Below are 17,286 nucleotides of genomic sequence, written 5' to 3' on the forward strand. Positions count from 1 at the left end.
GTATTTTGAAATAATACAATGGTAGCGAAATATAAATAACCAACATAGGCAATTTTTATACAGAAGCTCCGTAGGGGGCTAAAATAGCCTGAATAAGGGTGCTTGGTGAACCGCCCTAAAAGCGACGGGATTGTAATTATTTTTCAACATAAGTCAATGATTTTATGATGTCCCCAGAATGTTAGCTTCAAATTCTTTTCACATGTGCATAACATATTGCAAAAGGAAATACAGTTTTATAATTCATATTGTAAAAGGCGTATTCCGCAAGATCAGTGGTATAAGGGAAATAGGACTATTGATATGTACTTCTGAAAATAAGGAACAGAATGTGTTAATCATTATGGTATGCAAGTTTTCATCATTGAATTCGGGATATTACCGTAACCGAAGATTTGAACAACTTGTATATATAGATAGATTTTCACTTTTGATCTTCACAAATAATAACCAGCTAAGTGAAAACCCGGGACTGATGAAAAATATTATAAGTTGTCAGTAATTGGGCAAAAGCCGATGGTTCCTCTCTGATAGTCAATTGCTCCCTCCGCCTGATATATAGTCAAACAAATCTGATTTTAGAACCTTAGCGGTAATTTGGCTTTTTGGAAAATGGGGGCGAAGCATTTGCATGCGTACAGCATAATTCCTTCAACGTAGCGGGGTTGACGTATGTACAGCATTTTACGTCTCTCTCTTATATGCAGGCAAATGCTTCGCCCCTACCTGTAATGTTTTTCGAAAAATAGATTTATTTGACTATAGTACAGATTACTTCTCGGCCTTGGTAATACAAATCGCAGTCATATATTACCTTTAATTAAAGAAAAAGGGCTGTAATAAAGGTATCTGCAAGGCTTTTAAGCCCTGCACAAAGCACTTCGGTAAACGAAAGGAGGATGTATGAAGTTATGGTTGGTAATTGTGATATCCGTTTTCTCATTTGTGATTATGGGTACTGGCGTTGTTCAGAAGGCTGAGGCCGAGCTTTCGGAAGAAGGTCGTCAGGTGGCAAAACCTAATGCGGAGGCGCAGCTTTCAGGAGAAGAATATAAGAAGGCAAACGTTGTTCAGAAGGTTGAGGCTGAGCTTTCGGAAGAAGGTCGTCAGGTGGCAAAACCTAATGCGGAGGCACAGCTTTCAGGAGAAGAATATAAGAAGGCAAACGTTGTTCAGAAGGCTGAGGCTGAGCTTTCGGAAGAAGGTCGTCAGGTGGCAAAACCTAATGCGGAGGTGCAGCTTTCAGGAGAAGAATATAAGAAGGCAAACTGGGAGTATTTTAACAGATGCGGCGGATGTCATGGTATGCTAAGGAAAGGTGCAACGGGTAATGCCCTTACACCTGACAGGACGAAGCCTATGGGCACGGAGAGACTCAAAAATATAATCTTTAACGGAACGAAAGGCGGTATGCCAGGATGGGGCGCAGGTGTTAATATTTATACGATGGAAGATGCTGAGCTCCTTGCGAAGTATATCCAAATGGAGCCGGAGGTTCCGCCTGAGTTTAACATGAAAGACATCAGGGCGACATGGAAAGTTTATGTGCCGGTTGAAAAGAGACCTACAAAACCTGTGCACCATAGAAACTGGGAGAATTTCTTTGGAGTAATTTTGAGGGACGCCGGTAAGATTGCCATAATTGACGGCGATACCAAAGAGGTAGTATCTGTTCTGGATTCGGGGTTTGCCGTGCATACCCTCAGGTATTCAAAATCAGGCAGATACCTCTATACGATTGGCAGGGACGCCAAGGCGACACTCGTTGACCTCTGGATGGACCCTATACAGACTATTGCAGAGGTTAAGACCGGGCTTGATGCTAGGTCAATTGAGAGCAGTAAGTATAAAGGCAGAAAGGGGGACTTTGTTGATAAGCTTGCCGTGGTGGGAAATTACTGGCCTCCAAGCTACGTTATCCTTGATGGTCTTACGCTTGAGCCGCTGAAGATTGTAAGCACAAGGAGCTACACCTATGATACACAGGAATACCATGTTGAGCCAAGGGTGGCTTCTATCGTTGCATCGCATTTTGCCCCTGAATGGGTGTTAAATGTTAAAGAGACAGGACTCATCCTGCTTGTGGATTACTCTGACATAAAAAATCTCAAGGTCACTACAATTGAATCGGAGAGATTCCTCCATGACGGCGGATGGGACAAATCACACAGATATTTTCTCGTTGCAGCCAACATGAGGGATAAGCTTGTTGTTGTTGATACAAAGACAAAAAAGCTTGAGGCTATTGTAGAGACCGGTATTAAACCTCACCCCGGAAGGGGGACAAACTTTAAGGACCCCGAATACGGATGGGTTTATGCAACACCGCATCTCGGAGAAGCGGCAGTGGCCCTTGTATGCACAAAACCAAGACATGACAAGACTGAAAACAGATGGAAGGTAGTAAGAAAGCTCAAGGTTGCAGGGGACGGCGGATTGTTTATCAAGACCCATCCAAAGAGCCACCACCTGTGGGTAGACCATACACTCTCAAAAGATGTAGATGCACAAAGAAGCGTTACGGTTTACGATATCAGGCATCTTGACAAGGAACCAAAAGTATTGAAACTTACAGACAAGGGCAGGATTGTCCATATGGAATATAATAAAGGGGGCGATGAGTTATGGATATCTGTCTGGGATAGGGAAGGAGAGATTATTGTATTTGACGATGAAACGCTTACAGAGAAGGCAAGGATCACAGATCCAAGACTTGTAACTCCGACGGGCAAATTTAATGTCTATAACACAAGGCTTGATATTTACTAAAACTTAGGCCTGGATGCCGGAAGGGAAGCCTTCCGGCATCCAAAATTTAGATGTTAAGGAGGGTAGTAATATGGGTTTAATGGCAATCAAAACAGCGATTATTGCGTTTATATTGATAGTGCCGATGTCTGTCCATGCGGAGGATGTACAGACGGCTAAAAAAATTCCGGAAAAATACCTTGCTATCAAGAATCCGTATGCAGGAAGTAGTAAATTAGTAGCGCTTGAGAGGGGCCGGTCTGTTTATTCAAGGAAGTGTGCGAAGTGTCATGGGGAAAATGGCGATGGTGTAGGTGGTATATTGGAAGGATTCGCATTGCCCGTTTTTAATAAAGAGTTTTTTTCACAAAAAGAGGATGGATATATATTCTGGTTAATAGAGCAGGGTTTGTCTGGTACCCTGATGCCTTCTTTCGGGCCCGACAGCGGTGATAATCTCTCGGCAGATGATATATGGAAAGCGATAATCTTTGTGCGCGAGAGGTTTGGTAAATAATGCCTGTACACGGTAAAAGCTTATTCGTAACGGCAGGAGGCATACTGTTTATTGTTATCTGCACAAGCTTTATTACAGTGCCCGTCCTGAATGCTTCTACTAAAGATGAACTGCTTTATCAGGCATATTGCTCATCGTGTCATCATCCTCAAAGGATGGGAACAACTGCCTCTGCGCTTCTGCCTGCACTTTTAAAAAATCTTTCTGATAAAGACCTTGCAGACATTATTAAGAATGGGCTTCCAGCAACACAAATGCCTTCTTTCGACTACCTGAACGATGAAGAAATAAATATGATTGTGGCATTTATCAGAAAGCCTATGTCCGTGGAATGGAAAGAAGATGACATAAAAAAAAGCCTTGAAATCACAGGTGGGGATGCAGAGCCGTTAAAGATAAAAGACATAAAAAACCTCATTGTAGTTGTTGAGAGGGGCATTAACAGGGTATGGGTCATGGAAGGAGACAGCATACTAGATAAGTTTGATTTCAGCAATATTCACGGCGGTCTGAAGTTTACGCCTGATGCGAAGAAGTTTTTCATACCGGCAAGAGACGGCTGGGTCGGAATGTATGATACCGACAGGGGGTTTTATGGAAGGATAAGGGTATGTGTGAATTTAAGGAATATATCGCTTTCAAGAGACGGAAGTCGGTTGTTTGCTGCATGTATTCTTCCGGAAGCTATCGTTGCTATTGATGTTGAAAGCATAAAGAAGGGCAGCGACCCTGTATTAAAGGTTATCCCTGTTAAAGGAAAGATCAATGCTATATACGAGCTTCACTCGAGGGATGAGGCGATATTTACATTCAGGGATAAACCGCTTATTGGGATAATCAATACGAAAAGTCTTTCTATTGACTATATAAAGATCATGAATCCTTTTGATGATTTTTTTATAGATCCGCTTGATTCCTATGTAATAGGAAGCTCAAGAAACGGCAAGCTTCTTCAGGTATACAGCATTGAAGACAGAAAACAGATCTTTGAATATCCGATAGAAAGCATGCCACATCTTTTTTCTGCATCCTACTGGTATGATAAAGGCTCGTTTTATTTTGCCACTGCGCATATAGGAAAGACATACCTGACGATATGGCGGATGTATGACTGGGCGTTTTTGGGGAAGATAGACGTTGGCGGGAGCGGTTTTTTTGTGAGGACAAACTCCAATAATCCGTATTTATGGGTTGATAACGGCAGCGATGAACTCGTCTTAATAGACAAAAGGGAACTTTCACAGAAAAGAATAGTTCCTGTAAAAGGCAAAAAGATGATGCATACCGAAATAAGCGGAGACGGCGGCACTGCATATTTAAGTATCTATGAAAACGACGGAAGTCTTATCGTGTATGATGCGCTTACATTGAAGGAGCAAAAGAGATTTCCCGCAAGCCTGCCTGTTGGAAAATATAATTTTGTAAATAAAAACAGGCGCTATGACCCAATTCAACTTGGCGGGGAGGTCTTCAGGCAAAAGTGCTGGGGATGCCACCATCCCACGTATGAGGCGTTTGGCCCTTCTTTCAGATGGATATATGAAAACAGTAACGAAAATATGATAAGGGCATATATAACAAACCCCCAGACCGCATACAAGACCCTCGGCTATGCGAAGGCAACTATGCCGGAGATAAAGACAGGCGCAGAAGAGGTGGAGTTTCTTCTTAGTTTTATAAAGGAATCCGCAAATGCTAAGGATAACTGAATACGTAAAAGATTCTCTTTCCAAAAAAGGTTGCAGACCATTTAGCGGCGCTATTGTTATATGGAATATTACAAACAACTGCAATCTCACATGCAAACACTGCTACGCATATGCAAATCAGATAAAAGGTAAAGAACTTGGCAGTGAAGATACAATAAGTCTTATACAACAGTTTAAACAGTCAGCGGTAAAATTAGCAATACTTTCAGGCGGTGAACCGCTTATGAGGAAGGATATCTTCGATATAACCTGCGAACTGAAAAAGGCAGGGATAAAGACTTATCTCTCAACAAACGGTATTCTTATAGGGGAAGATAATATAAACAGAATAAAAGAGCAGCTTGACTACATAGGCATAAGTATAGACGGAGAGACGGGGATACATGACTCATTCAGGGGCAGAAAGGGTGCATTTGAGGATTCGCTGAGGGCGATAAGATTGTGCCTGAAAAACGGTCTGAAGGTCGGTGTGAGATTCACGCTTACTGAAAACACGCAGAAGAGCCTTCCGTTTATATTTGAGCTTGCCCGTAAGGAAGGCATACAGAAGATATATATATCACACTTGGTATATTCAGGCAGGGCCGGAGATTTGCATGATGTAGACCGCGATGGCTACAGGCGGGCGATAGGCTTTATACTTGAAAAGTCTTTTGAATATGTGGATAACAATATTCCGATAAATGTTGTGACGGGCAACAATGACGCAGATGCCGTGATGCTTCTTAATGCTGTTAAAAAGAGATACCCCTATATATATGACGGACTTTATGAAAGGTTAAGGACATGGGGAGGGAATCAGGCAGGAAAGCGGCTTGTGAATATTGACTCTGAAGGCAATGTAAAACCCGATCCGTTTTTTTCTGATGCAGTTGGAAATGTGAGGACAAGGAGTTTCTGTGAGATATGGAATTCAAACGGCATCCTTTCAAGGCTTAGAGAGAGCCCGCGGAGGCTCCATGGCAGATGCGGAAAATGCGCTTATATTGAGATATGCAACGGAAATTCAAGGGCAAGGGCGTATATCAGATACGGAGATTATTTTGAGGAGGATCCGGCATGTCATATATAAGGTTTAAATCCGGTAAGACCAGCCATTCCGGACAAAACGAAGCAATCCCGTGTTCTTATACAAAATTGTTTTATGCCATTTTTATGGTAGTTACAACAGGAATATTTATTCTTTACACTCTTACGTCTGCTTTTGCAGAGAAGATTTATGTTGTTGAAAGGGAGAGGGAAAGGCTTGCTGTAATAGAGAACGGTGTTCTTTCCGGGGAGATTGGAAATCTTGGAAACCTCAACCATGCAACTGTAAAATTTAATAAAAACTTTATGTATGTGATAAGCAGGGACGGCTACCTTTCGCAAATAGAGACAGTCTCTGACAGCCTCATAAAGCAGGTTAAGGTCGGTAAAAGCGGTATAGGCTTTATATTTACCGGAGATATGGTGGCGGTTGCAAACTATGACCCTCATGATGTGGTTATACTTGACGAGAGCCTTAGCACATTAAAAAAGATTGAGACAAACTCAAAAAACGTAGGTATAAAATCGTGGAAGCGGTTTCTGATATTTGCCCTCATGGATAAAGATGAGATATGGGTGCTTGATTCGGAAAAGAATTTTGAAGTGCATAAGATGATAAAAAATGCGGGCGGTATGCCTTTTGACGCACTTATGTCTGAGAATAAATATATAGTTGGACTTTTTAATAAGGGAAGCGTTGGTATGCTTGACGTAAATACCATGAACTATTCCAGAAGGAATTTGAGGAGGGGCGAAGGTGAGGCGATATTTAAGATACCTCATTTTGGCACGTGGGGAGTGTATAAGGACAGCGCATTTATCCCGGCAGTCGGAGAGAGGAGGCTTCATATTGTAGATATCAACAGCTTTAAGCACAGCGGCTATATTGATTTGACAGGGCTTCCCGTATTTGTTGCCGTCTCTCCTGACGGCAGGTATATTGCGGTAAACTACAGCGGTGATAAGGAAGATTTTCTGACGGTGGTAGACGCTAAAAGCAGAAAGGTCTTAAACGATATAAAGGCGGGAAAGAGGATAATGCATATAAGATTTTCTGAAGATAGCAGGAGGCTTTATCTCTCATCTTATTTTGATAATACTGTAAGAGTCCTTGATACAAATGAATGGAAGGTCTTAGACGAGATAACAGTTCCTACTCCATCCGGGATATTTATATTGCCGGATGAATCATAAATGTTAAATCTGAAACGGATATTTTTATGAAGGTAAAAAGGAAAATCATTCAGATTGTTGAAGAATTGTGTGATGGCTGTGGAAATTGTATACCCGCTTGTCCGGAGCAGGCAATTCAAATTGTTGAAACTAAAGATGGCATCAAAGCAAAGCTTGTAAAAGAATTTTACTGTGACGGTCTTGGGGCGTGTCTTGGCTCCTGCCCTACAGGTGCATTGACAATCAAAGAAAAAGAATCTGAAGCATACAGTGAGGAAGCAACTGTTGAACGAATAAAAGAAGTTGCACCGGAAATGTTAGAAACACATCTGATGCATATGAAGGAACACGCCGGGGCATTACATGACCTTCAGGTGAATGCTGCAAAGAAAATCAACTTAAATAAAACTGTTTATGAATTAACAGAGGGTAACTATTCAGCGTAATTTATTAAACTACCGGAGATCAGAGTACAACTGCGTTCCCAAACAGATACTTCACTATGTTCAGTACAAGGTTTGGGAACGAGCCGTGTATCGTTTACGCTGAATAGTTACAAGTCAAGCGTGATAAATATTTGTAAAATTAAAGAAAGGAGAAGTGGCATATGGGGGCAACTGTAGACAGTTTTAAAGCTACACACAAGGCAGCAATCGATTTATTGGGACAAATTGATTCTCAGAGTGGACAAAAAAGGTTGGATACACTTAACAGCTTAAAGGATGCTTTACTGGCACACGTAGCAGAAGAAAATAAGGTTATAACAGAATCAATGGGGAAGTCCGACAATGTATTTTTTAAATCAGCCGCACAGTCGTTTATAGACGAACTCGGGAAGATTGCCGAAAATGCATTATTGCCATTCTTCAATAAATATTCAACACCTGATGCTGTAGATAGCGGTGATTTTGTATCTGACTTCGATGGTATAAAAAGTGCGCTTGCAGGTAGGATAGCGTTTGAGGAAGGAACGTTTTATCCGGAGCTTGAAAAGATAGGTTATTGATGAGTTCGTTGATTTTCTCAGTTAAAACCGTGCGTATTTCATTTGTATTGATAGTGCCGGTAACGGTATTTGCGGGGGGTCACACCCGGTTAGAAAAGCTCCGGAGGAATACCTCGTAAAAAGGAATCCATTTGCCGCGAGCGATAAATCATCACTGGAGAGGGGTACGTATATTTTTTCAGGGAAGTGTGCAAGGTGTCATGGGAAAAATAGTGATGGAGTCGGTTCCATACTGGAAGGGTACACAATGCCGGTTTTTAACAAAGAGTTTTTTTTTCGAAAAGAGTAGATGGAGATATCTTCTGTATAGTAGAGTATGGAATACCGGATACCCCCATCCATGCTTATGGACCAGGCAGCGATCATAATCTTTCAGCAGCCGATGTATGGAAAACGATAACCTTTGTACGCATGCAGTTTAGCAAATAAGTTAGAAATCTCCTCTAAAAAGAGGGGATTTAAGGGGCGGGGGGGTGTTATACCTTATATACATCTCCACGACCTCACGCCGGAGGAGATTGCGATTGTTGAGGGAAAAAGATGGAGCAAATCGCATACAGGGAGTGGTCGTTCCATTGGCAGTCAAAGTTTTATAAAGAAAATGGAGCGGAAACTTGATAGGATATTTAAATTAAGGCCACGGGGAAGACTGATAAATGGGATGTGTCTCCAATAAAACCATGTATACAGAAAACATATTTTATAAAATTCTTAAAATGGCACTTGAGAACGATAAACTTACTAATCGCAGGAATTTTCTCAAAGGGTCTTTTGCAGTTGCCTTTGGTTTGAACTTTCCGGAAAGTATAAATACGATGTTCCCCGGAGAAAAAGTATCTTCTCCCTCAGAAGCTGGAAAAGGGGGAGGTGTGCCAAAACGCCGTTTGGGAAAAACCGAAGGAATGGTTTCCATGCTCTGTGTTGGTGGATATCACATCGGTCGGATGAAAGATGAACATTATGCCGTCCGAATGATTCATGCCGCACTGGATGAAGGCGTTAATTTCTTTGATTCTGCCTGGTCTTACAATAATGGTGACAGCGAGATAAGAATTGGAAAAGCGCTCAAAGATAGGCGTGACGGGGCATTTATCATGACAAAAACGCGAGCACGAGACAGAGTTGCCGCTTCAAAAGAATTGCACGAAAGCCTCCGGCGATTACAAACTGATTGCCTTGATTTATGGCAATTTCACGACGTGCAAACGATGGAGGATGTTGAATCCATTTTTAGCAAGGGCGGGGCTATTGAGGCGGCTATCAATGCCAAAAAAGAAGGAAAGATACGCCATGTGGGAGTTACCGGACATCGGAATTCGGAAGCGCTGGTGAATGTCATTCAAAAATACCACCATCTCCTGGAAACTGTGCAGATGCCGATAAATCTTGTAGATCCGCATTATTTGAGTTTTATTAAACTGGTCATTCCGGAAGCCGTAAAGTATGACATTGGAATCCTCGCAATGAAAACAACGGCAAATGGAGTATTACTGGAAGATAAAGTGGCAACCATAAAAGAATGCTTATATTATGCATGGAGTCAGTCGGTAAGCACGTTGGTTTCTGGTATGGACAGCATTGAACAGCTTAAAGAAAATGTTTCATATGCGCAACAGTTTGAAAAACTCTCGGGAAAAGACCAATCCATGCTGCTTGCACGGACAGAACCGTTTTGTGGTATCAAAACGGAGTTTTACAAACACCCCTCCCAAAAATGGCGTATTTATCCGGCGAAGCCACGGTATTAGCATAAGATATAGCCAACAAGAAGGATCGACTGGAGCAATTGCAATTGTTTTGTTAGCCGGTATTTTTTTTATACTCCGGAAGGAACTGAAAATCTTTTTTAAAACACTGTGTCCAACGTATATTATTTGCCATGGAATATAAGAACGCTATTCCTTTAGCGTGTCTTCAATAGTATCATACAGCCCCGGAAACACGTTCTGCCGTAATGTCTTTTTCGGCCTCTCTTTCGCCCTTCTGCCAATTCTTGTGCCACCAGTACGCTTGTATCATGGTCAATAAGACCAGCCTTAACGGCCATCCGTATTTCTGCGGTGTTTAATCCTCGGCTGTTGTAGCTAGGATATTTTGTTCGTGTTCAGTAAGTTTTTGTACCGGTGCACTGTTAACGAGGGTTTTTGGTATTAATATGATTTTTCCACCCTCTTGCTGTGCCTCTAACATAGCCCCTTACCGCAGGTATTCTCCTTTATTTTACCTCTTTGAAGCCTCCAATACGGTTATTCCAACCAATTAAGTTGGGAGCATTCCCGATTTTTTGTAAATTTTGGCAGCAATTTTTCATGGCCATAAGCGGACTCATTACCCACCCTTTAGTCTTCCCAAGAGGGGAATACTTGGAGTCCCCTCTTGGGAGGGGTAAGGGGGTGGGTTCACGTTATAATGAATAATTTTGAATGCTCTCTCCATGAATTTACACACATTCAAGTAAAATATCAGTCAACGGCTTTCTTTTTTACAAAAAATCGGGAATACACCCGTTACATCTCTTCTTACATAGATAATTTTAAACTTATACTTAAGTGTGCCAACTCGATGATGTTTATTGATCCACATCTTGACCCTACGAAACCCCGGTATCAAGATTTACAAAGGGTTTTTTCGTCTATGGCAGGACGCTCTCCTGCTCCACCTATCGAAATTCACAGGGTTTGTTATGTAAGGTCAGGTCGTTCTCGACAAGTTTTACCTGAAAGCGATTGGAAAAGTTGTTTTCACGCACTTTCAAGTTCATTGCTATCTGCAGGATTATTCGCTGATGTCTTCATATGGGATAACTTTCACGATAGATTTATAATCAGCGATCTCGTGGGTATAAGCGCACAGAACGGGTTTGATACGACTACTCATCCGGGAAGTAAAACCACTTGGAACAGACTTGGCCGTCAGGAAAGAGATGATGTCCAGCGGGAATTTGACCCGGCAAGTGGACGGCATAATCTAAAGTAAAGGTTCAGGGCGCCATAAAAATAGTGATAATAATGTAGCGGCAGCACAACTAACCCCGGATCACCTTGCCTGGGTTCGACACGGGTACACTCCAGGTTTTTTGTAACCCTTTACATCTGCCAGTAACGAAAATGAAAGCGATATACGAAAGACAATGCAGATACATCGGCTTGCCTGATGATGAAGATGATTTTAATTTTACTGAAAGGTTTATTGCCTTAAAAACAGATTGATGAGGAAATTACACTTAATGCTTTGATAAAAAACAACTTATCCCAAATAAAACTACCGGAAGGAAAGTAAACTTAAATATTGATAAGTTTACTTTTTCAAGTTAAAGTAAACTTATTTGAAAATAAATTTACTTTCCTAAGGTGATAATGAAAAAGACACTCGATATAGAATCCTTCAGAGCGGGTCATTTTGAGAAAGGTACCGGCTACAGCTATTTTGTGCCAGAGCCTATCAATAATCAATGGCAGTGGAAGGATGCCCAACTCAGCACTTTACTGGAAAAAGCATCTATCAGCTTAGGCGAACTTAACTCCTTTGCACGGCTGGTGCCCAATATTGACCTGTTTATTCAATTACACGTCACCAAAGAGGCCGTTATTTCAAGCCGGATTGAAGGTACGCAAACCAACATTGACGAAGCTTTATTGCCGGAAGAGGAAATAAACCCTGAAAGGCGGAACGATTGGCTGGAAGTACGCAACTATTCGGAGGCCATGAAACATGCAATAAAAGACTTGGAAAAACTCCCGCTTTCATCCAGGCTGCTCTGTAAAACCCATGAGAGACTCCTCCCAGGAGTGAGAGGAAAACATAAAATGCCAGGTGCATTTCGCAAAAGTCAAAACTGGATTGGCGGAGCAAGTTTGAATGATGCAGTATTTATTCCGCCGGCGTATACTTAGGCGCTGTAAATAAATTAACGTCTCACTTTGAAGCCTTGATTGCATGTTTCCAGAGCATGAAATTGATCTACTTGATACCTTTATTTATTTACAGTGCCTTACGTCAATGAATTAATGGGTGACCTCGAAAATTTTTTACACAACGAAGACATACACGTACCCGCACTTATCCGTATCGGTATTGCTCATTATCAATTTGAAACCATACACCCTTTTTTGGATGGCAACGGACGAATAGGCCGGTTGCTGATCACACTCTATTTGGTAAGCAAAAAAATATTGCAACAGCCCCTTCTTTATCTCTCGGTATTTTTTGAGAAAAATAAAAGTCTGTATTACGACAACCTGACCCGTGTGCGGGAAAAAAATGACCTGATACACTGGTTAAAGTATTTTTTGACAGGTGTGGATGAAACAGCCCGGCAGGCATCCAACACACTTTCGGAAATATTAAAATTAAAAGAAAATGTAGAAAACACCTTACGTAATACAGCAGGCAGACGCGCCCATACAGCGCTCGTTTTGCTCTCATATCTGTTCAAAGAGCCTTTTATCCATGTAAAGCAGGCAGAGGAAATATGCAACCTAAGCACAAAAGCCGCTAATGGACTGGTTAACCTGTTTGTGCAACAAGGCATTTTGAAAGAGGTAAGCGGCAAGACCCGCTATCGCCTTTTCCTCTTTGAGCCATATTTGAATTTATTTAAGTAGGGTGATTAAATTCAGGGGACACCATACTTAATTACTGCGTCAATAATTAAATATGGTGTCCCCTGAATTCTGCTGTCGTCTCGGTTGGTATTTCAACATATCGTTCTCGAGTCAGTAATGTTTTACCTCTTATAAGCATCCCTTCTATGTCGAACATGATAAATAATTACCCTCTTATTATCAGTATCGACTTGATAAATTATACGATAATCTCCAACTCGTAAACGATAGCTTGACTCAGAGCCTTTCATTTTTCCGGATTGAACTGGAAAAGGATTCTCCGCGAGACTTTCAATAACATTAAGAACCTTTGGAATAAATTGTCTATCAACTTTTCCCGGATCATGTTCTAACGAACTCCTCGGCTCAATCTTATAAGAGCCCATCGGCTTTTAACCTTTTTTTAAGTTCTTCAAGACTAATGGATGGTTCATCTTTGCGCTCGGCTATAATTGTCAGGTCGTGAATATCTTCTAACAGTTCTTCATAATCCTCAAGCGGCAAAATAACAGATGTTTTATTACCTGATTCATCTACTATAAATCGAGTAGTCACCATTTCACTCCTTTCGTATGATTATTTAAATCAGATCTGTGAAAATTAATGAACTGAATGTATCAAGATATTTTACGGTGGGTCGTGGGGGGCAAACCTAATCTATTGACAATTTGATGTTTCTTCCCAAAACGATTATACATTTAACCGTTTTAATTACAAGGATATGTTGGAATTGATTAATATTCAGGTAAATCCATTTACCTCTATTATAAATCCCTGTTTAATCTCCCGAACAAGTCCTCTCTATTTTGGCTGCTCTATTCTATCTGGCTTGGTATTCTTTAACACTTTTTCATAGTAATCTTGACAGGGTTTAAGAGGCTATAACGCGAAAACGTTAAAAGATAGGAATATTTTTCACTGTTATCCGCTGGTTTTAAGGGTAATAGTCACCCACCACGTTTTTCCATATCAAATCTTTTCTATTTTAATATCAGCCACCTTAATTCAAAATACAGTTCTGGAAATTCATAATCCTCCTCTGAATTATTCCAGCATTCCCGGAATGCATATAACTGCTTTGTCTGATTCTGAGTATGCCAAAGATACAGTAAAATAATGTGCTGGGTTATTATACGTAGATGTAATAGGTAATTGTCTTTCATAACTACCATAACCACCACCAATATCTGCAAATCCCATAACACCTTTAATTTCAGACTCTATGTTACCAATTATAAATATTTGTGAGTCAAAACTACCTGCTCCAACCTCAATCGGTTCAAACTCAACATCTGCAATACCTTTATCATTAATTTTAACCCTATCGGCAAAAAGAGTTGTCGTGCTAACAAAAAGTACTACTAAACAAATAAATATCTTATACATTTCTCATTCTCCTGTTAAATTGTTCTTAAAAATAATCACTTTTCTTCCAGCACAATCTCAATTTCCTTTTCCTCTCCTTCTTCAAGATTCACGTTATATTTTGATTTATTAAAACCCTTTTTCTTAGCGGTAATTTTGTAAGAATCTGCGCTAAGATTGTTAAATTCAAAATAGCCCTGCTTGGTTGTAGTCGCATTTGCTTTTACTTTTGTGTTTTTCCCCTTACATCTTACTTTTGCTTTTTTGACAGGGTTATCTATTTCATCCATAACATACCCGAATATTTTGCCTGTTAAGGTACTCGGCGTGGGTGTTGTTGATGGTACCGGGCTAAATGAAGGTGAAAGCGAAGGAACAGGCGTTGGAGGTGTTATCGCACGTAATAGTGTAAAATCAGCTTGCGTTGTTTCTCCTGCCTTAACTGTTACTGTCTGCGATACTGACCCGTAGCCTTCCGCCAGTGCGGTCAGTAAATAGCTCCCTTCCGCAACATCGTTCAATTGATAGATGCCATTAGAACCGTTTTTTGCCGAATATCCACCTTTATCAGTAAATACAGTTGCATTTGCAACAGGCTTTCCATCCGTATCAACCACACTTCCAAATATAGTGCCTAATTCGGCGGGGGTTGGTACAGGTGTCGTGCTTGTTGCAGCCGTCCATGTACCAACAAGGACATATACATCTTCCGTATTATATGATCCACTGTAACCTGATACCTGTATATAATACATACCGGCTTCGAGGTCGTTGTGTGAAATCGTTTCCGTGCCTTTAGGATTTGCGGAGTTGCTTATTTCACTTTTCGAGGAATCATACAGGTAAAGGTCATAATCATTATCAGTTGGCACAGTAAGCATCAACTGTACATCTGGATTTTTCAACTCAAACTTAAAATAATCCCTGTCTGAAGAACTGCACAATTTCCCCTCATAACTTTTCCCCGACTCCAAGGGTCCGTATGCCACGTCGAAGTCATCATTAGGTTCGAAATCATCAATGCAGGACGATTCAGTCGTAAAATTCTTTTCATCTCCATAGCTGGTACCTGCGCTGTTTTGTCCTGCAATACGATAATAATACATTGTGCCTTCTGACAGGCCGCTGATGCTAATGCTTATTGACGTATCAGCCGTACCGTTAACGGATTGTGTTGATGACAAAAAGGAATAAACACCATTTGTTGTTCCGTATTCAAACCATACGATAGTAGATGAGTTATTGGCGTTTACCGTACCGTTTAATGTGGCAGAGCCGGTTGAAACATTTGTTGCCGAATCAGTTTCCACTGTTGGAGGATTTATTATAGGTATTGGCGAAGGAGTGGGTTGCGGTTCGGAATAGGTAACAGTAATTGAATCCGTTGCCGTATTTCCCGCATTATCAGTTGCCGTTACCATTATGGAGTTGCTCCCTTCAGAAAGATTTATATTTGAAACAGACCAGCTTGTTGTGCCGCTTGCAGTTCCGCTGCTGCCTGTAGAGCTATTTGACCATACAACGCTGCTTACCCCGCTGGTGCTGTCAGATGCGCTTCCGCCTAGGCTTATGGTACTGCTTGTGGTTGAATAGGTAGCATCGGGTGTTGGGCTGGTTATTGATACCGTTGGGGCAGTGGTATCTAAAGTGATGGAATCACTGGCAGTACTTGAAACATTCCCTGCGGCGTCTTTGTACCACACATACAACGTCTTTGAACCATCTCCGTTGCTTAATGTGTACGAGACGTTTGCGCTGTAGCTGGTGGTCGATGATACTGATATCCAACTTGAATCAGAAGATGACGGAGTCGTTGAGCTTGCTGACAAATAATAGCCAGTAACTCCCGTGTTGTCTGTTGCAGAAAGATTCAGGGTTACAGAAGTGGTTTTTGTATATATATCGCCATCGTTTATAGCTATCGAACCAGAGGGTGCGCTAGAATCAATCGTTCCCGCCTCAACAACCTCTGCGGTATCGGAAACTATGCTAATAGCACCATCCGCATCAGGATTGTCGGTAAATGAAACCGTTATAGTATCGCCAACCGCTGATTTAATACGGGTATTTACCAATGTATCGCTGGCACTTACGGCAATCGTTCCAAGGAATGACCCCGTATCGTTACCCGTTTCAGTCAACCTCAATGTAGTGCCCGTTGAATCCGTAGTGGATTTAACGTTTACATTGGCAACATTTGCATAAGATATCGAGGCATTTGTTTCCGGGTCATACAAGGATACAACGGCATTTCCGCCAATCGCTACATGATCTGCCGTAATATCAAGTACAGCACCAAAATTTTTGGTGCTTACATTTGCCGTAACGTCAGCCGCAGGACTTGCATCCTGATACACTACCGCAATAGTCCCGTTGGCAATAGCTTTTACTTGAACAGGAGAAATGTTCTGATTTGTGGAGGAAGCTGTAATAAATGTTCCTAAGAACGTACTTGAATTGGAGTTGTTCTCTGTCATTGTAAGATTTATGCCACTACTCCCTGTATCTGATGATATTAATTTCACAGTACCAGTATCTGCGGAGCTTGATACATTTAGATCGCTATCAATTAAGGTTATTATTATAGTATCACCATTAAGAAAGGCTTCGCTCTTGCTAAGGCTTAGAGCACCAGTTCCTCCGCTTATTATTTCTATCCCCAACGCTATTCTTACCTGCAAAATGTTTACTAAAAACATAAATGAAAGCAAAATTACTGTAATAATGCCCTCTCTTAAATAGCTTTTGTTTTTATCTCTCATGTTTAATGTCTCCTAAATTTATAATTTCCATTTTTTTAATATAGAATTAAAAGGAAAAGCAAAACAAAATAGCAATGAAAGCACTATCGAAAAGGTAAAAATATGGCTCCTTTTTTTCATAAGTATTGCCCTTATTAAATATGTAAAGGTTTATAGGGTAAAATAGTGCGTGCATTATAGACAACGCAATTCCATTGTCAATATTTAAAAAAGGCCAACCACGCACGGGACAAGCAATGTGGGGCCGCCCATAAGAAGGCTTTCCCTGCGGGTTCAGGTTGGCCTGCCAGTACGGTATACGCAGACAGGCAAATTGTCTTTTGTAAATTTTCACACATTGTATCACAAGCAAGATGCTTGTGCTATTTAACAC

General features: G+C 41.1%; 14 protein-coding genes. 11 read left to right on the forward strand and 3 right to left on the reverse strand.

Annotated features, from left to right (window positions below):
* Window positions 1-903: 903 nt before the first annotated feature.
* From M5U24_RS01905 to M5U24_RS01955, 11 genes are all read left to right on the forward strand, one after another.
* Window positions 904-2,769, forward strand: a complete 1,866-nt coding sequence (locus M5U24_RS01905) for a nitrite reductase (RefSeq protein WP_197705308.1) — start codon at window positions 904-906, stop codon at window positions 2,767-2,769.
* Between the two features lie 70 nt (window positions 2,770-2,839).
* Window positions 2,840-3,265, forward strand: coding sequence for a c-type cytochrome (locus tag M5U24_RS01910; RefSeq protein WP_157820320.1), 426 nt, complete (start codon window positions 2,840-2,842; stop codon window positions 3,263-3,265).
* Window positions 3,265-4,974, forward strand: coding sequence for a nitrite reductase (locus tag M5U24_RS01915; protein WP_099323869.1), 1,710 nt, complete (start codon window positions 3,265-3,267; stop codon window positions 4,972-4,974). The genes M5U24_RS01910 and M5U24_RS01915 overlap by 1 nt, the downstream gene beginning before the upstream one ends.
* Window positions 4,958-6,046, forward strand: a complete 1,089-nt coding sequence (locus tag M5U24_RS01920; protein WP_099323868.1) for a radical SAM protein — start codon at window positions 4,958-4,960, stop codon at window positions 6,044-6,046. Before M5U24_RS01915 ends, M5U24_RS01920 begins: the two co-directional genes overlap by 17 nt.
* Complete coding sequence (locus M5U24_RS01925) at window positions 6,034-7,197, forward strand: cytochrome D1 domain-containing protein (RefSeq protein WP_197705307.1); 1,164 nt, start codon at window positions 6,034-6,036, stop codon at window positions 7,195-7,197. Before M5U24_RS01920 ends, M5U24_RS01925 begins: the two co-directional genes overlap by 13 nt.
* A 26-nt stretch (window positions 7,198-7,223) precedes the next feature.
* On the forward strand, window positions 7,224-7,622 hold the full coding sequence (locus M5U24_RS01930; RefSeq protein ID WP_099323867.1) for a 4Fe-4S dicluster domain-containing protein: 399 nt from the start codon (window positions 7,224-7,226) through the stop codon (window positions 7,620-7,622).
* A 161-nt stretch (window positions 7,623-7,783) separates the two neighbouring features.
* Window positions 7,784-8,182, forward strand: coding sequence for a hemerythrin domain-containing protein (locus M5U24_RS01935; protein ID WP_099323866.1), 399 nt, complete (start codon window positions 7,784-7,786; stop codon window positions 8,180-8,182).
* 716 nt (window positions 8,183-8,898) lie between these two features.
* Window positions 8,899-9,930 (forward strand): aldo/keto reductase, encoded by a 1,032-nt coding sequence (locus M5U24_RS01940; RefSeq protein ID WP_164995171.1) that lies wholly within the window; start codon window positions 8,899-8,901, stop codon window positions 9,928-9,930.
* Window positions 9,931-10,591: 661 nt separating this feature from the next.
* Window positions 10,592-11,158: a hypothetical protein gene (locus tag M5U24_RS01945; RefSeq protein WP_099323863.1), complete on the forward strand. Its 567-nt coding sequence runs from the start codon at window positions 10,592-10,594 to the stop codon at window positions 11,156-11,158.
* A gap of 380 nt (window positions 11,159-11,538) precedes the next feature.
* Window positions 11,539-12,075, forward strand: coding sequence for a Fic/DOC family N-terminal domain-containing protein (locus tag M5U24_RS01950; RefSeq protein ID WP_099323862.1), 537 nt, complete (start codon window positions 11,539-11,541; stop codon window positions 12,073-12,075).
* 114 nt (window positions 12,076-12,189) lie between these two features.
* A complete protein-coding gene (locus tag M5U24_RS01955; protein WP_099323861.1) occupies window positions 12,190-12,786 on the forward strand; it encodes a Fic family protein in 597 nt (198 codons plus the stop codon).
* Between the two features lie 372 nt (window positions 12,787-13,158).
* Here M5U24_RS01955 and M5U24_RS01960 read toward each other — a convergent pair whose 3' ends face one another.
* The 3 genes from M5U24_RS01960 to M5U24_RS01970 form a co-directional block, all read right to left on the reverse strand.
* Window positions 13,159-13,344 (reverse strand): hypothetical protein, encoded by a 186-nt coding sequence (locus tag M5U24_RS01960; RefSeq protein ID WP_099323859.1) that lies wholly within the window; start codon window positions 13,342-13,344, stop codon window positions 13,159-13,161.
* Between the two features lie 486 nt (window positions 13,345-13,830).
* The gene (locus tag M5U24_RS01965; protein ID WP_298201411.1) at window positions 13,831-14,172 is read right to left on the reverse strand and encodes a hypothetical protein; all 342 of its coding nucleotides are present in this window, start codon (window positions 14,170-14,172) and stop codon (window positions 13,831-13,833) included.
* A 35-nt stretch (window positions 14,173-14,207) separates the two neighbouring features.
* Window positions 14,208-16,913: a carboxypeptidase-like regulatory domain-containing protein gene (locus M5U24_RS01970; protein WP_298201413.1), complete on the reverse strand. Its 2,706-nt coding sequence runs from the start codon at window positions 16,911-16,913 to the stop codon at window positions 14,208-14,210.
* Window positions 16,914-17,286 lie beyond the last annotated feature (373 nt).

This window comes from Candidatus Kuenenia sp. (assembly GCF_027493735.1).
GTDB lineage: Bacteria > Planctomycetota > Brocadiia > Brocadiales > Brocadiaceae > Kuenenia > Kuenenia stuttgartiensis_A.

Bases quoted from the DNA above. Each gene is read 5' to 3' on its own strand.
- M5U24_RS01925 (WP_197705307.1), top strand. From the start codon at position 6,034: ATGTCATATATAAGGTTTAAATCCGGTAAGACCAGCCATTCCGGACAA.
- M5U24_RS01955 (WP_099323861.1), top strand. From the start codon at position 12,190: ATGGGTGACCTCGAAAATTTTTTACACAACGAAGACATACACGTACCC.
- M5U24_RS01960 (WP_099323859.1), bottom strand. From the start codon at position 13,344: ATGGTGACTACTCGATTTATAGTAGATGAATCAGGTAATAAAACATCT.
- M5U24_RS01930 (WP_099323867.1), top strand. From the start codon at position 7,224: ATGAAGGTAAAAAGGAAAATCATTCAGATTGTTGAAGAATTGTGTGAT.
- M5U24_RS01940 (WP_164995171.1), top strand. From the start codon at position 8,899: ATGGCACTTGAGAACGATAAACTTACTAATCGCAGGAATTTTCTCAAA.
- M5U24_RS01945 (WP_099323863.1), top strand. From the start codon at position 10,592: ATGAATAATTTTGAATGCTCTCTCCATGAATTTACACACATTCAAGTA.
- M5U24_RS01935 (WP_099323866.1), top strand. From the start codon at position 7,784: ATGGGGGCAACTGTAGACAGTTTTAAAGCTACACACAAGGCAGCAATC.
- M5U24_RS01970 (WP_298201413.1), bottom strand. From the start codon at position 16,913: ATGAGAGATAAAAACAAAAGCTATTTAAGAGAGGGCATTATTACAGTA.
- M5U24_RS01965 (WP_298201411.1), bottom strand. From the start codon at position 14,172: ATGTATAAGATATTTATTTGTTTAGTAGTACTTTTTGTTAGCACGACA.
- M5U24_RS01905 (WP_197705308.1), top strand. From the start codon at position 904: ATGAAGTTATGGTTGGTAATTGTGATATCCGTTTTCTCATTTGTGATT.
- M5U24_RS01920 (WP_099323868.1), top strand. From the start codon at position 4,958: ATGCTAAGGATAACTGAATACGTAAAAGATTCTCTTTCCAAAAAAGGT.
- M5U24_RS01950 (WP_099323862.1), top strand. From the start codon at position 11,539: ATGAAAAAGACACTCGATATAGAATCCTTCAGAGCGGGTCATTTTGAG.
- M5U24_RS01915 (WP_099323869.1), top strand. From the start codon at position 3,265: ATGCCTGTACACGGTAAAAGCTTATTCGTAACGGCAGGAGGCATACTG.
- M5U24_RS01910 (WP_157820320.1), top strand. From the start codon at position 2,840: ATGGGTTTAATGGCAATCAAAACAGCGATTATTGCGTTTATATTGATA.